This window comes from Mariniflexile ostreae (assembly GCF_042427585.1).
Taxonomy (GTDB): Bacteria; Bacteroidota; Bacteroidia; order Flavobacteriales; family Flavobacteriaceae; genus Pseudalgibacter; species Pseudalgibacter ostreae.
Map to the genome: position 1 here is coordinate 173747 of NZ_JBHMFC010000103.1, position 15387 is coordinate 189133.

At 34.3% G+C, this 15387-nt stretch carries 11 protein-coding genes and 1 other RNA gene; 1 reads left to right on the top strand and 11 read right to left on the bottom strand.

Translation table 11 applies throughout. From position 1 onward, the window contains the following. Positions 1-112: 112 nt before the first annotated feature. Positions 113-901 (bottom strand): SDR family NAD(P)-dependent oxidoreductase, encoded by a 789-nt coding sequence (locus ACFFU9_RS14905; protein WP_379862277.1) that lies wholly within the window; start codon positions 899-901, stop codon positions 113-115. A gap of 357 nt (positions 902-1258) precedes the next feature. Between ACFFU9_RS14905 and ssrA the strand changes: the two genes are divergently transcribed. After that, positions 1259-1655, top strand: a transfer-messenger RNA (tmRNA) gene (gene ssrA, locus ACFFU9_RS14910). A 283-nt stretch (positions 1656-1938) separates the two neighbouring features. Here ssrA and ACFFU9_RS14915 read toward each other — a convergent pair. The 10 genes from ACFFU9_RS14915 to ACFFU9_RS14960 form a co-directional block, all read right to left on the bottom strand. After that, positions 1939-2553, bottom strand: a complete 615-nt coding sequence (locus tag ACFFU9_RS14915; protein ID WP_379862278.1) for a hypothetical protein — start codon at positions 2551-2553, stop codon at positions 1939-1941. A gap of 137 nt (positions 2554-2690) precedes the next feature. Next, entirely contained in the window at positions 2691-3326 is a 636-nt protein-coding gene (locus ACFFU9_RS14920; protein ID WP_379862279.1) for a hypothetical protein, read from the bottom strand. Positions 3327-3478: 152 nt separating this feature from the next. Next, entirely contained in the window at positions 3479-5887 is a 2409-nt protein-coding gene (locus ACFFU9_RS14925; RefSeq protein ID WP_379862280.1) for a hypothetical protein, read from the bottom strand. Next, entirely contained in the window at positions 5884-6219 is a 336-nt protein-coding gene (locus ACFFU9_RS14930) for a hypothetical protein (RefSeq protein WP_379862281.1), read from the bottom strand. The genes ACFFU9_RS14925 and ACFFU9_RS14930 overlap by 4 nt, the downstream gene beginning before the upstream one ends. Before the next feature lie 40 nt (positions 6220-6259). Next, a complete protein-coding gene (locus tag ACFFU9_RS14935) occupies positions 6260-6541 on the bottom strand; it encodes a helix-turn-helix domain-containing protein (RefSeq protein ID WP_379862282.1) in 282 nt (93 codons plus the stop codon). Between the two features lie 104 nt (positions 6542-6645). Beyond that, positions 6646-7698 (bottom strand): hypothetical protein, encoded by a 1053-nt coding sequence (locus ACFFU9_RS14940; protein WP_379862283.1) that lies wholly within the window; start codon positions 7696-7698, stop codon positions 6646-6648. Between the two features lie 37 nt (positions 7699-7735). Next, positions 7736-8995: a tyrosine-type recombinase/integrase gene (locus ACFFU9_RS14945; protein WP_379862284.1), complete on the bottom strand. Its 1260-nt coding sequence runs from the start codon at positions 8993-8995 to the stop codon at positions 7736-7738. Between the two features lie 317 nt (positions 8996-9312). Continuing rightward, on the bottom strand, positions 9313-10950 hold the full coding sequence (locus tag ACFFU9_RS14950) for an alkaline phosphatase D family protein (RefSeq protein ID WP_379862285.1): 1638 nt from the start codon (positions 10948-10950) through the stop codon (positions 9313-9315). A gap of 21 nt (positions 10951-10971) precedes the next feature. After that, positions 10972-13584, bottom strand: coding sequence for a hypothetical protein (locus tag ACFFU9_RS14955; RefSeq protein ID WP_379862286.1), 2613 nt, complete (start codon positions 13582-13584; stop codon positions 10972-10974). A 580-nt stretch (positions 13585-14164) separates the two neighbouring features. Beyond that, entirely contained in the window at positions 14165-15349 is a 1185-nt protein-coding gene (locus tag ACFFU9_RS14960; RefSeq protein WP_379862287.1) for an asparagine synthetase B, read from the bottom strand. Positions 15350-15387: the final 38 nt, after the last annotated feature.

The window sequence follows — 15387 nt, forward strand, 5'->3', positions numbered from 1 at the left end:
GGCTCTAGAGGTGTTTTAAAACCATCCCTAATTACGTATAATATATACGGCGCTTTTTCACAGCAGGACTCCGTAATTGTTTACACAATCCATTCTTTTTAAAAACAGGGTATCAAACCTCAACCTTCCGATTCTTTTCTTGTATTTTCCGAACAATCGAAGTGGTTCTATTTCTAGACAGCACACGAGGTAATCCTGCTAAAATCTTATTAAAAACCCCCGGAATGGCAACGGTTTTTCCTTTATTCATAGCATTATAACCATACATGGCTACTTTTTTGGCACAAGCCATGTTAAACCCTATTTTATTCTTGGCACAGCCTTCCGAAACGACTTGTTGAAATGATGTTTTTGTAGGCCCTGGACATAATACGGTTGCCGTAACCCCCGTGCCGATCAACTCATTTGATAGCGCTTGAGAAAAAGAAAGCATATACGCTTTTGTGGCGTAATATATGGACATTAAAGGCCCAGGCTGAAATGCAGCCAAAGAGGACATATTCAATATTTTACCACAATTACGCTTCAACATACCTTTAAGAATCAGTTTTGTTAAGTGTGTAGTGGTTATCACATGTAGTTGCAACATCTCCATTTCGCGTTCCCAATCTGTTTTATAAAACTTACCAAAAAGTCCGAAACCAGCATTGTTAATCAACACATCTATAGGAATATCTTTAATTTCATGATATACTTTCTCGGCAGCTTGGGGCACACTAAGGTTCTGTTCTATTAAAGTTATGGTTGGACTAGCACATTTTAAAATCTCACATTTTGCCAATTCTAAACTAGCGGTATCCAAATCGATTAAAATAAGATTATAGTGATCCTTTGCCAATAAAAGTGATAATTCAAAACCTAAGCCTGAGGCAGCTCCAGTTACTACGGCCGTTTTACACATTAACTAGATGTTTTAAAATAACTAGTGCACTAGTGGTTAAAAAACAGTCTTTAGAAGACTGAAAACATATTAAATATTCGATATATATTATTTTTATGGTTAATCTATAAGTTTGCAAAATACCATCTTTTTAATTATTTAAAAAAAATACATCTGTTTTTCTATGTTTATATTTAATAAAACTGTCTAATAATTTCTACAAAAGAATTTATTCTTTTCAAACGTAAAGCTTTAACACATTAAATATCAAACCAATACTCCATACAAAACAGAATATCACTTTTATTTAGATCGATAAGGTATTTTTCGGTTTTTTGTTTTTTTTTATATAACTTTGTACATTACCATTTAATTAATGGGGTCGACTGGTTTTGACAGCGAGATTAATTGAACGGTAAGCACGTCGTGTAATGACTTTGAGACACGTAAAAGGCTAGGTCAAACTTTTAAACGGCGAGAATAACTACGCTTTAGCTGCATAATCTGAATTTACAGTAAGATTAGCCTAGGTACACAAGGTGTACAAGCTTTATGTCTCCGGAAAGCCTTGATTGACGGCGTTCCATTTTGAGGCATCGTAAATGTCAATATAGTTTAAGCAGTGCTTTGATGCTTTTACGAAACTAAAGAAGCTAAGCTAAAAGTAGGTTGTCTTTAACCAGCTTTTAGTCGAAAACCCAAGAAAAGAATACACGTGTAGAAAGCCCTTTGGTTACTTGTTTGGACGAGAGTTCGATTCTCTCCGACTCCACTTTCATAAACCGTAAACGCTTAATTAATAAATGTTTACGGTTTTTTAGTTCATGGAATTGAACACAAAATGAACACAAAGGAAAATCAAGGTCACTTTTGTGAGTTTTTTCTACTTCTCAAACAGACTACAAAGCTCGTTAAATAAAAAAGACACTTATAAAAAGTGTCCTTAATCTGATTATAAATCTTACTATGCGAGTAAACATAAATAAAATATAGAATCATCGAATTTAAAATAACCTAATCAAGATAAGCATTATTTTATTCATCCCTTTATAATCTGTTCAAGAGAATAACCTACTCCAAAAACCTTTTTTATTTTCGATTTTCTTTTTTATTAGATAATCATCTTTATAAATAAGATCGTCATTCTCATCTCTCCTAGGTCTTATACTATAAAAGCATAAACAACCAACCTCGCTAGTACATTTATCATAAGGTATAATAGAGTTTTCCAAGGCTTCTTTTATAGAAATAAGTTTCCCATCTACCTCGTCCCCGAACTTGCAATCAATAGCTTTACAATAAATTGCAACATCCATGTGAAAAGTATTATCTTTAAAACTCTGATTTTCTTTTTTTATGTAGTTCTCATTATAAAGTTTTTGTAAATGACCAGCGGGTTTGCTTTTATACTTTCTTAGAAATATTGACATTTTACTGTAAATCTTCATATTTCTATCGTAATAACCTTCTAAGTTTTTAGCTTTTGATTGTTTAAGGTTTTCGTCTATAAGTAAATTAAAAATACTCCATAGGTAACTTTCAACATCATTTTTATCTTTATTTACCCAATTATTAACATAGTTTTCTCGAATGTTTTTTTCATCCATTCCAAATGTTTCCAAAAAAGGCAAATAGTTTTTTATTAGCCATTCTATTGATCTTTTGCGTGCCATTATGAAGGTGTTTTAAATCACTTTAAAATATAGACAAATTTTCTGATTGAGCTCTTTGTTGATGCGTTTATTATTTTCAACTAATCATCGCAAAATACGATTATCAACTTATTCGTTTTGGCTCATATCATTTTACTTTAAAAACCTATTCCATATTTCTCCATAACTTGAATGAAAATTTCGTTTCGCTTATGGTCGTATCGGTTCATTCTGAATTTTAAAAGATTAAGTTTTTCAAGCTCCTTTGTTGGTTTTCCATTGTAGTATCTCTTTTTATTCTTTTGGTATAGTTCATCTTCCAAGGCTTCTACTTTCTTTTTAGTACTAAAATACATCGTGTTGTTATAGTCTATTTTTGAGCTTATCTGTGAATTGTAATATAGTCGTAATCCATAGCGTTCTAAATACCAATCCCTATGTAAGTATTTATGATGTCGGTATGCCGAATAAAGAACTTTTGCACGCTTTCCGCTTTCAGGACAAACAAAATATAAAATTTCCCCTTTGCCTAAATTACTGGGAATGGTTACCATTTCAATTCTATAATCATAATCTGTGTTTACGCCTTGCCGATCCGTGACTGTGTATTTCAATCGAAAATACTTTTCTTCTTTTGTGTGAATAGCTTCAAATCCTGCGGTGCTTCCACATGTCCAGCTCAATTGTCCTGAGCATTTGGTGTTTTCTTTTAAATATCCTTTTTTCAACATCCATCTAATATCAATTTTTCTGCATTCCTGTGTAGTGAATGCACCCGTACTTTCTCTTCCCATTTTATTCTGTTTTTTTAAAAATAACCTTAATCACTAAGGGAACACGCCTATTTCTGAACTATTGTTTAACCTATACGCGCGTACGCGTTGTGATTGTAAAAAAATCTTGCTTTGTTTACTTTTTATCCCTCGCGCGCGTATTGGTTCGTTTTTTAAGCATCAAAATCAAATTGAGGGAACACGATAACACTCTTTACCTTTATTTCTTGCACTTCTTTTTGGTTCTCATCCAGCTTATTAAATTTCAAATACTCTTGAAAGAATTGATCCCCTCTAAAATGCGCTTCCTCAATATCAATATTAAATGCACTATGCTCTAAAGAGGTTTCAAAGTCTTTTATTGTAGGCGTATTTGCTTTAATTTCTGTTTGTGGTTTTGTCAGATACATTTTATCAAATACCGTTGCACCTCGTTTTGTGGTCTTGTATTCATTTCCTGTAATTTGTTGGCTTAAATATGTTTTCTCTTTTTGGATCGTATCTAAATTTTGTTTTAAATCTAAAGTTATTTCAATTCCTGTAACCTCACTAAGTATAAACAGATACTGTTTTGCTATCTGCCAATTATTTACAAAGCGGTTTATCTTTAATATTTCCCTTTCATAAACTTTAATTTTCCTTTGAATTAACCGTGTTGTATTTGTGAATTTATGAGGCTCAACAAGATAACGCGCACCCTCTTTATAAGTAATACTATAAAGAGCCTGTTCGCTAACTGTGTGAGCCTTTGGTTTTCGAGTACGACCTGTACATAACTCGTTAAATCTTAAGGTTATGCACCTTGCCAGCTCATCTGTACCCTCGCTTTGTCTAACTTTAAAGTCAATAAAGGAATAATCACTTTGTGCAATTCTATTTTCTAACAAATAAAACAGGCTGTTTAATCGGTTTTTCTTATTTACTATACCTTTTGCCGTGTTGTATGCAATTAAGAAATCTAAATCACGTCTAAATTTTAGCCTCTCTGTAAGCTCAAAATCCCTCTGTTTGTAGATAATGTCATGAATTACATGAAGTTGACTTGAAAGCTCTCTAAATAAGAAACGGACGTTAAATATTATATTGCTGTTTTGTCTAATGTGATTAAGTATAAGAAATAACTGTTTATTGGAAATTGGTTTTTTATTGAGGAAACAAAGTGTTGAGGTCATCATTTTGCATTGATAAATAAACATATTATAATCATAGTGTTTCCCCATGTCAAAATCTGCTGAAATATACTCGTACTTATGCGCGTAAAAACGAAATCCGTTTGCTTCTCCAATTGCTTTTGGCTTAGTTGAAATCTGTTTTCTGATGAGGTTTTTATATTCCTCATTGGATGCACTTGGTAGGCTTGAAGTATAAGCGTACCTCATCGGCTTTCTGCTATAACCGTATGATGTGGTATAAATTGGTTTGTTTAATGCTTTATAACCGAAAACGCACTTCTCATCAAATACAAATTGAAACGGTTTTGTCTTTTTATCTATAAATAAAATTGCATCGTGTAGCCTTGTACCGTTCAAATATGGGTGGATGTATAAAAATTTATCAATGTATTGTTTCTCATACTTGCACATAAAATCAATAAATGCAAAGTCTTTGGAATGCGTTATAGTTGTTATAATATCACATTCATTCACAGAGTAACCACAGGTTAAAAGGAAATCTTTTGTTTCTTCTACGGTCTTATACTTACCACTATTGCACCATGTATTAAACAAAATTTTTGCTTCGGTTCTGGTTATATTATGGTTCTTTTCAAGATTGGAATAAACGTCTTTGCCTTTGTCGGCATTTATTACGAAATCAATAAATGAGGGAAACGCACTTTTTATGTCAGCTTCTACAACTTTGAACGGTGTTAATGGTCTTAACATTCTCGAACACTTAACTAATGGGTTGTATTCTCGAAATCTCGTTTCGCTTGTCTTGAAATTAGCATCTGAAACCTTTAATTCCTTTACCACTAAAAACAATATAAGATAATACCATTGATTAACCATTGCGTAACCGTACACGCCTTTTATATTGCTCTCATCTACATCATTGTACTTTTTGTTCAAGTAACCTAAATCATGCCTGTAATCCTTTTCAGGTAGTTTGTTTCGTGTCTTTGCATAATGGTTTACATATTCAATATGTTGATGACTGCCAAAGTGGTCTGAATTAAAAAACCATGCACATTGAATAATTAGATAACACGCTTTAAATAATGCCGTATCTCTTAATTTTTGGCACGTTGTATCTATTTCATGTATTGCCGTGTATGATGTATGATTACACGCATCAAAATAGCCTTTGACTGAATTTATGGAATAGTCAGCATCTTTAATTTGCGCGTGCTTTGGAAATACACATTCAAAAAAATAAGCCATTGCCAATAAAGTCAATTCTGATAAATCAACGCCTTTAGCTTCTTTGTCATCGCCTTGAATGTTCTCCAATGCTTTTTGAAAATTAATTTCTGTTGCATCTGAAATACGGTTTTGAATGTCAGTTTTTAAATTGCTGTCATTAAAAAAGTCAAGTTTGACGTGATGAGAAATAAAGGCTTGCGGTGAAGCCTTTACACTCATTCTAACAGTTTGTTATATTGGTCTGGATTGGTAGATAAAAACCTTGCTTTATGTCCTGTAAATGGGCAAATACCTTTTTTAATAGATGACATTAAACGACCGTCCTTTTCTAATTTTCGTTTTCGTCTTGTGCCAGCTTCAACAGGAATTTTTAAAGCTTCGCATATTGTTTTATTCGTTGTAGTGAAATAGAATAAACCAATTTTATAAAGATCGTGCTGTGGGTGCTTTCTTTTAAGTTGTAAAAGTGACAAACCTGTCTTTTGTTCAATGGTCTGAACTATGTGATTAAGTAAGATTTGTTTATCTTTAGCCTTTATACTATTGTTCAAAAAGCTATTAGGACTGTTGGAATTTGTACCTCTCACAGTCCTATTTTTTTAAAGGAATTAAACACTCTAATAATTCCGTTCTTTTGTAGTATCTACGTGATCCGATACCGTACGCCTTAACTTTGCCTTTATTAGTCCATGCCCACAAAGTACTGCTGTCAATAGATAGGAATTTACACGTTTCCTCACGTGTTAAAAGATCGTCATTAGCTTGCTCGCTGTTGAGGTTCTTTTTTAGTTCTTGAAGTTGGATTTTTACTCCCTGTGTAATTAGGTCAACTAATTGTTCTGGCGTTGTTTGGATAAATTGCACTGTGCTCATCGCTAAAGTATTATTGTTATTAATACTCGCAATAACCGCCGACAAAGTACTGCCTTAAAAGAGGTGAAAAACGTGTTAAACGTGTTTTTTGCGTGTTCTACAATCTATTTCAAACTATTTTCAAAATTTTGTCTGTGATCGTTCAAAGTTGGATACACTTTATCCGTATAATTTGAATGCTGTTTATCAAAATTCTTTATTTCAATGCTGTGATATTTAAATATAAAATCTTTATAACTGTCTTTTGTAGCTTTCAAAGTGTACTTCATTGGGTCGTGTTCATTCAAGAAAAACCAAATATTGGTGAGCTGTCGTTTTTTGTTTTTATAAAAGTTATCAAATAAATACTTGAATAGATTATAACATTCTAAACTCCATAAATTCGGGTCGTGGGGTGGGTGGTTATTTACCTCAACGGCTTCAATCTCATTTCTCCTATTAGCTGTTAAATTTAATCCCGCAAATAACGGTGCAAAGAAGTCATTCAAAGTAAATACTATTGTCCATGCCTTATAATAGTAACCTTGTTGCAACCCATCTTCAAAAGCTTTTGAAATTTGTTTATCAGTCGTGAAATTATATTGACTAAATGTTAATTTACCCCAATAGTGTTTTTTACTTGTTGGTCTTGCCGTTATAAACTCAAAGACTTTTTTTAATCGGTCGGCTTTATCCGTAAAAGTTGGATCCAAAAAGTTTATTTTATCTTTTTCAAAATCAGAATAGCCTTTATTAAATCCTTTTGCGTATTCTAAGAAATAAGACTTTAAGTCCAATAAAGTCTCTATTTGTTTATTATCGTTGTAAATAGGTTTATCATAAAAGATACTACCAAGCTTAAAAATAAAATCAGGTCTGTAATAATAAGCACTACATATTTTTAGATTATAAGGTGTAACTTTTAAATTTCGCCTATCTTTTAATACTGGGGTGCTAATATATTTTTGTTCTTTTGTAAACCGTTCAAATAAATTAATCCGATTATAATAGTTATAAATTTCAGGACTTACCGTGTAGGTTTGCAGTAATTTCTTATGCTCAAAATCTATTGGTACTATTTCGGGGGTCTCTGCCCAATCCTTAAAGTAATTCACACCACTATACGCTTCATTAAGAAAGTTTAAAAGATCAATATCAATTTTAAAATCGTTTTTCATTTGAACAAATTGTTAAAAACGTTGCCTGTTTTATTTATTAATTAAAGTAGTTACTTATTTCCATTGCTAAATCCTTGTTACTTTTGCCAATGTAATTTAAAAATTGTGACTCACTGCTATGACCTGTTATGTAAATTAAATAAGTAGTTGGAATTTGACCGTAAAAATTGGTAGCAAACGAACGTCTGCCAATGTGGGAAGTAACCAAATCAAATTTTTCATACTTTGCCGATACTTTACGATAGCCGTTTTTCGTTTCCATTAACTTACTGCCTTGTATTTTTTGCGTTAAACTAAGCGTACCGTTTAAGCCTGTAATCTTGCAAACCTCTTTTATGTAGTCATTATATTTTTGATCTGAAATTGAGCGGGGGAAATTGCCCTTTCTTTTTTCAAGTATCTGCATTACTTTTTTGTGAATTGGTATTGTCATTAATTTATCGGTTTTTGTTTGCCTAAACTCTAACAAACTTTTACCGTCTTCAATCCGAATCATGCTTTTTGTAAACCGTAAAAAGTCAGAAACCCTCGCACCTGTATAAGCACTTATGATTAACCAATCCCGCGCGTTATCTAAATAATCATGTTCAAGGTCTTGTTTTTCTATGGCTTCCAATTCATCAAACGTTAGATAAATTTTTTCTGCCTTTGCTTTGTCAATTCTCAAACCGTCTAACTGTGGGTCTGTTTCTAAACCTAAAAATCGGGCGTGTTTACAAAACGTTTTTACAAATACTAATTCTCTTTGTATTGTGTTTTGTGCGTAACCTTTAGATTTTTGATAGGCTACAAATTCATTTTTAAAATTATCGTTAATATCCTTTATTAAAATTGGGTGTTTGCGTTCGGTCTGCATACGTTCCAACTTGCTTTTTATAACGTTATATTTTTTTGTTGAGGTGGATTTTATTTCGTGTTTTCGATACTCAATGTAAAAATCAATGTATTCGATTAAATTTGTAGGTATTTCAGCATTCTTTTTTGGCGGGTTGTAATACAAATCAACTTGAACTTTTAACCAATCCTTTGTGACTGATAGCGGGTTAACCTCTTCAAACGCCTTTAAAATGTGATTTTCAATCTTATTGAGTTCGGTGTTTACTTCCTGTTGCCTGTTGGTGACCTCAACGTCTTTTGGGCGTTTCTGCGGGTGTTCTTTAGTCCAATAGTGTTTTGATACGTCTAACTGTGTTTTTGCGCCTAAAACGTGGTCTTTGTCGTTGTGACGAAATAACAATCTTAAATTAAGAGGTGCGTTTTCTTTAGTGGATCGGAATAAAAAATTAACTGTTGCCATTGTATGAAGTATTTGAACAATACAAATATAATACATTTGTACGGTATTTGTACGGCTGTACTCAAACTAAATCAAATACTTACTAACACATACAAAGACAATGATAAACCTTAAAGCCTTTTTATCATTGGAATTAAACTATATTTGCCCTGTTTATGCGTATTGAGGTTAAACGCTGTTTTTGATAAAAGTACTCTCTCCGACTCCACTTTTAAGCCCCGTAAACCCAGTGTTTACAGGGCTTTTCTTTTTTATCAGACCCAATGCTTGAGGTTTTAAAACTAACGATGCGCTTTGCTTGGCGGTACGAACGCTATTTAAACCTTCAAAAGATGCTGCCCTACAAATCTATGCTTGCCTACTTGGTAAACTAAATCTTTAGCGCTATCTAACACTTCAGGGTTTAGGTTCTCTTTTTCCAAATCAAAAACTTTTAAGGTGAGTTTAAGAAATTGGCCATCTGGTTCAATCTTAAGAAAATTAGGATCAGACACCGTTTGCCATATTCGTGTTATAACGCCCAAAGCCTCGGTACTCACCTCGGTACTTACCTGTATCAATTCATTTAGTTTATCACTAGGGTGAGACCTATTAGTTAAAGCAGAAGTGGTAACTTGATAAAGGGCTCTTTGAAATCCTAAGGGCTGAAAAGCATATAGGTTAGCGACATGAATATCACCAGAAACATTTATCATATTAATATCGGGCCTATTACGGTGAAGCTGTCTTAAAACATCTATCAATTCTTTTAACTGTGCAATATTGCCCGGAGAATGCCAACTGTCTCTAACGTCGTCTCTTAGTTCTCCTAAAAGATTGTTGAGCGCATCGGGTAATTTTGACCCTATATTCTCAATAAAATCCACTAAGTTAATAAAAGGAACTGCCGAGCCCATTATTAAGAACTTCACTTCTTTGTTATAGACCAACACCTCACAAAACGACTTAAAATCCTGTAATTGGCTTGCTGAAATTACTTTACCAGAAGGATCATTATACCTGCGGCTAGACCGTCCATCAAATACAAACGATGCTATGGGCGCTGTAATATAGGCCTGATGCGCATCTTCGGTATTAGAGTTTTGCTTACCTGTAGGGTGTATTCTAGGGCCATTATTTAAAATAAACTCCTGGGCAGCCCGCTTGGCCTGCTGATATATAAGCGTATTGCTTTTTAAAAAATCATTCTCTTCACTTCCCCATCCATCTCTAATTTCATGGTCGTCCCAAATGGTTATATGAGGATAGTTCCGCATAACCTGCTGGAGCGGTTCAAAACTCCAATGTGCTTTATACATCCTACGGTAAGACTTTAACAAGTTATCCTTACCTTCCTGTAAATGAAGTGCCTGGGCGTTATCATAATATTGATTTATAAAGTCTGTTGCAATCGTGCCATCACTGTATGCAGTATCTCCCAATCCCCATACCATATCTGGCGTAATGCTTTTAACTTGATTTTTATACCACTCAAAAATAACATTTGCATGGGCTTCTAAAACAACTTCGTCATTCTCATTGGTCTCAAATGGCTGGTTACACGACCAAATAAGTAATTTATAATCTGAATTAAACACCTCATTTTTAATTTTAAATGTTCCCGAAGCAGTGGGCCTATATTCGTAAAGCAGCGTCGACAGGGAAGGAACATCCTTTTTAATTTCCAAAGCCATGTCCATTTCCCATTTAATTAAATGCCATTCCCACGCTACTACTTGCTGCAAAAATTTAGGAACTTTAAAAAGAACTCTTTCTGGTGCATGATCATGCGCTTTACAGAAAAAATCAAACCGAAATATAGAGAAATCAAGCTTTATCATGCCTTTAGGATGAACAACAAACGTATAATCTCCTCTTTGCAGAGGACTTATAATCCAAGATTTGGAAAAAGGCTCTGGCTGCCCCATTAAAATAATATTATGGGGCGCAACAGGATAGTTTATTTTTTTTAGCACGATTGTGTCTTTTAATTCCCCTTATTCTCTGTCTGTAAAAGGGTGGTTAGAAATTATAGCCTCTAAATGTTTGCCGATAACAACCTCTTTACTATAGCGATCTAAAACAAGTTTATCTGGCGCGTTTTCTCGAAAGCCTTCCAATAAATCTCTATAATTATTAGTAAGTTTTTGTACGGTTTCAATAGATGACTTATAATAATCATTTCCATTTTTAAGCAGGGTGTCTATAAAATTCTGTTCAGCACTCCTAAGTATAGGAAGAATAAATCGAACGCCCACACAATTCATAAAATGGGAGCGACTATACTCTGGATAAGGTAATCCAACCGTAGTATTCGCCTCAAAATGCATCCCAGAAGCATTCCAATCAATACATGTTCTAAGAATTTCTTTATAATAGCTAAAGTGCTCTGGTTCCTGACCTTGAAAAACCTGGGCTATTAAAGCATCGAAAGCCTCTTCACGCAAATTAAGCCTGTTGGTGTATTTTTGAATTAGCTCTTCTTGTTTTAGTTTGGCATATTGGCGGGCTCTAGATTCTATGGCTCGTTTTTCGGCAGCTGTAACCGCTTGATCGTTAGCATACACACGAAGGGCGGCTTTGCTCGCTTCGGTCATCCGGCGAACCACAAATCTAAATGTAAAAAAACCTTTATTAAACGTTTCTGGATCGGTGGTTTCCAATACGGCTACTCCATTTATTAAGTTGCCTTCCAGCTCTAACGATTTAAAATAGGTGTCCCAGTTTTCCAAATCATCCCAGTTCCAAGTTTCATTCCAGTTATAATCATCTCCTGTACCATTTCTAAAATCAACTTTAGATCCTGGTAAATATAGCTCCCAACCTCCTGTTTGAAAAGTAGAATCTAAAGGGAAACTGAAGCTCCCTGTTTGATACCGGCTTCGTCCATTTATACCAAGTTCTTTAGTAATAACCTGCTCTTCGTACTCTACTATGGGCCTTACGGGATCTATAGTATAATTTTGCGCTATATACTCCCTTTCTGCTAACCAACGCTGACGACGAATTATTCTATGAAGACTAATAAAAGGGGATGGAATTTGAGGTGCCCACACTAAATTAATAGATTCGAGGCTCACTTTAACATCTACTGGCGTAACCACCTGAAAACTAAGCTCTGTAGTGGCATATTCTGGATCTTTACCTCTAGTGGTGTAACTTCTGGACGAATTTCTTCCACGCACATAACCCTGTGTTAATTGATTTTCATTTTCACTGGAAATATTCGCTAAGGTTCTATTTATCGTTTCGCGCCTACGTTCTCTTAAAGTCTCTAAAAGTGTAGATTCGCTACTAAAAGAGGCCTCATCCATCACACCACTTTCGGTCATGTTAGAAAGCTCCTGCTTAAAACGGTCTGAAGTAAATACAGCCTGTTCGTCTGAACGGTTCATAGCAGTACTTTGCACTGCGGTGGTACTTTGAAACTGACTTTCAAATTGACTTTCTGTAATAGTCAATTCACTATTGGGTGAAACCGCTTCTGCACTAAAGGGACCTTTTAAAACGGGTTTTTTTATGAATAATTCTAATTTCTCACCCCGCTGAAAAGCCCATTCCCTTGATTTCGTAACCTCAGCTTCATCTGGCAATGGAATCCTCTCATTATCAATAGGCTTAGCTTGGTCTATTTTCCCAATAACAAATTTCTGAACTTTTCTTTGAAACTCTAAATTTTCCCGATACCGTTTTATTAATGGGTCGTTTTCTAGACCAAGGGCTTCTAAGTAAGCTATCGCTTGATCTATTAATTTCGCAATCGCCTTAAGCCTATGATCATCGACTTCATACCGGTCTGCTAAAGCCTTTATAATGTTATCGAGGTAATCTGCCTTTTTCAAACTGGCCCCCAATAAGTCGCCTTTTACATTTATCAAATTAGCAGCTATCATTTCTGGCATTACGGCATTTAAATGAGAAAGCCCATGCATAATATTACCCAATTTATAAGCGCGCTCCTGCGTATCTGCCATTTTATTTAAATCACTTGTTTTCATCTTTACGGGTTCGTCACCATCCATACGAATATTCAAGTCATCACTTCGCATAAGCTGATCCATTGAAAGGGGGCGGGCTATCACTCTGTTTTTCATCGCTAATAAATCGCCTTCTTTCATGTCGCTTAAAGCTCTAATTCTGGAATCGCCTTCTACGTCTTTTGAAACTATAATTGGAAGGCCCCTAGAGTAAGCCATTTTTTTAACCTCTGTACGATCCTCCGAAAATTGCAGGGACGCCTTCTTATCGATTACCTCGGAAATAGTATTAATTGGAGCACTAAACTCTGAAAGTTCTACCACAAACGATTTTAGGTAATGATTCGTATTCCCCAAAATAGGTTCAAATTTAATCTCTTCCTTTAACCAGTTTTTAGGCTGTTGTATAACTTGAACAGGTTTTTTATATTTCTTTTCGAAATCTCTAGTCATATCTATAAGGTTTATAGACGAAGCATAGTCGCGTAATAACCTTGCAATAACCTTAACTTGCCGATTTATGGCAAGCGGCCCTATTTTTGGATACAGTACATTAGTAGTGTAATAACTAACCAGCGCATTAGGCTCTGAGATGGTTTCGGGAAGAACGGCTTTAGGTATGATGGCTTTCATAATAACGGTTTTTTTAGAGAATATGGATTCGTTTCTGGAGAATCGTTCATTTCAAATGTAAGTAATAAATTATAAAAAAACAACTATCTATTTGAATTCAAATACATTACCTATAACCACCTAGTATTACTTTACCAAAAACTATAATTTGGAAACATGTGTTCGATAAGATGTTTTATCGTGATGAGCTGTAAGCTTTACAAAGAAAGCTTAGGGCACTTTACCTATATTTATACGTTTAAAAAAATAATTTTTGACGTATTGTATACATCTCTTTTTAAACTAAAATTGGTATAATATGATTTTAACTTAATACGTTTAAAGAACCAGTGGTAGATTTATATTTACTGTTTTGTTATTTTTATTTTTTTTTTTGGTAAGAAGAATTAAAAAAAGCAATAAGGCCTATGGCTATATTGGACGAAACATTAAAACAAGTTGTATGTCTAGAACTTTCAATTCCATAAGTATACTCATAAAACATTAAACCCCTTATAAGCACATCTATTTTTTTTAATAAGTGCTATTTATATATTTTCTCACAATATGACACTGCTCTCCTTATTTAAAAAACCTAATATTACGTTTTCTGTTTTTTCTTCTTAGCGGCAGGAAAAAGCACATTGTTTAAAATTAACCGATAGCCTGGCGAAGTGGGATGTAACTCTAATTCTGTTTTAGGATCCCCTACCCTATGTTGATAATCTTCCGGATCATGGCCGCCATAAAACGTAAAAAAACCTTTTCCTTTAATTCCATGGATATATTTTGCTTCTCCATTAGTTTTGTTTTCACCTAGTACCAGAACGTTAGACTTTATTTCGTTTCGAGTAAAAGCAGTAGTCTGCCCCATAAACCCCTTAATTAAAGCTGTATGGTTTTGACATAACATGGTGGGAATCGGGTCCCATTTTGCCGAAAAATCCATTAACGAAAAATAATCTGCCGTTTGAGGAACCATGCGTTTTGGCGTGGTATCTATAGAAGAAAACTCATAAACCAGAGGATTCCGTTCTAAAGTAAAATTTGTAAAAGCGAATGTTTTGTTATAATCTATTTTATTTTGATAGCTTGCATCACTGGCATCTCCATCGAACATGGGTTCACAAATATCTATGCCTTCTGCAGATAATGCAATATCAAAACTATCGGTAGCACTACACATGGCGAACATAAAACCACCTCCAATAACATAATCTCTAATTTTTAACACCACATCTAATTTTTCTGTGGACACTTTAGAGTAGCCCATTTGTTTTGCTAAATCTTCTGCCTTTTTCTTATCTTCAATATACCAAGATGCTGCCTTATAAGTTCCATAAAACTTACCAAATTGCCCTGTAAAATCTTCATGATGCAGGTGTAACCAATCGAACAATAGGAGCCCATCGTTAAGAACCTCTTCATCATAAACCGTTTCATAAGGTATTTCTGCATATTCTAAAACCATAGTTACCGCATCGTCCCATGGCAATTTTCCAGAAGGCGTATATACTGCTATTTTCGGTGCTTTTTCTAAAATTACTGCCTCCATATTTTGGTTGGGACTGCTTATCGCTTTCAAAATACTTTCAGTTTTATCATTTGAAAGGACTTCGAAAGACACGCCACGTATCTGACATTCTTTCTGAATATCTACCGTATCGGGTAACAGAAAAGCACCACCACGATAGTTAAGCAACCAGTTCACTTTTAGTTGTTTATGAAGTGCCCAATAAGTAATCCCATAAGCTTTTAGATGATTTTTTTGAGTTTCAGCATCCATAGGGATAAGGATATAGGATGCATATGTTTTAAAACTTA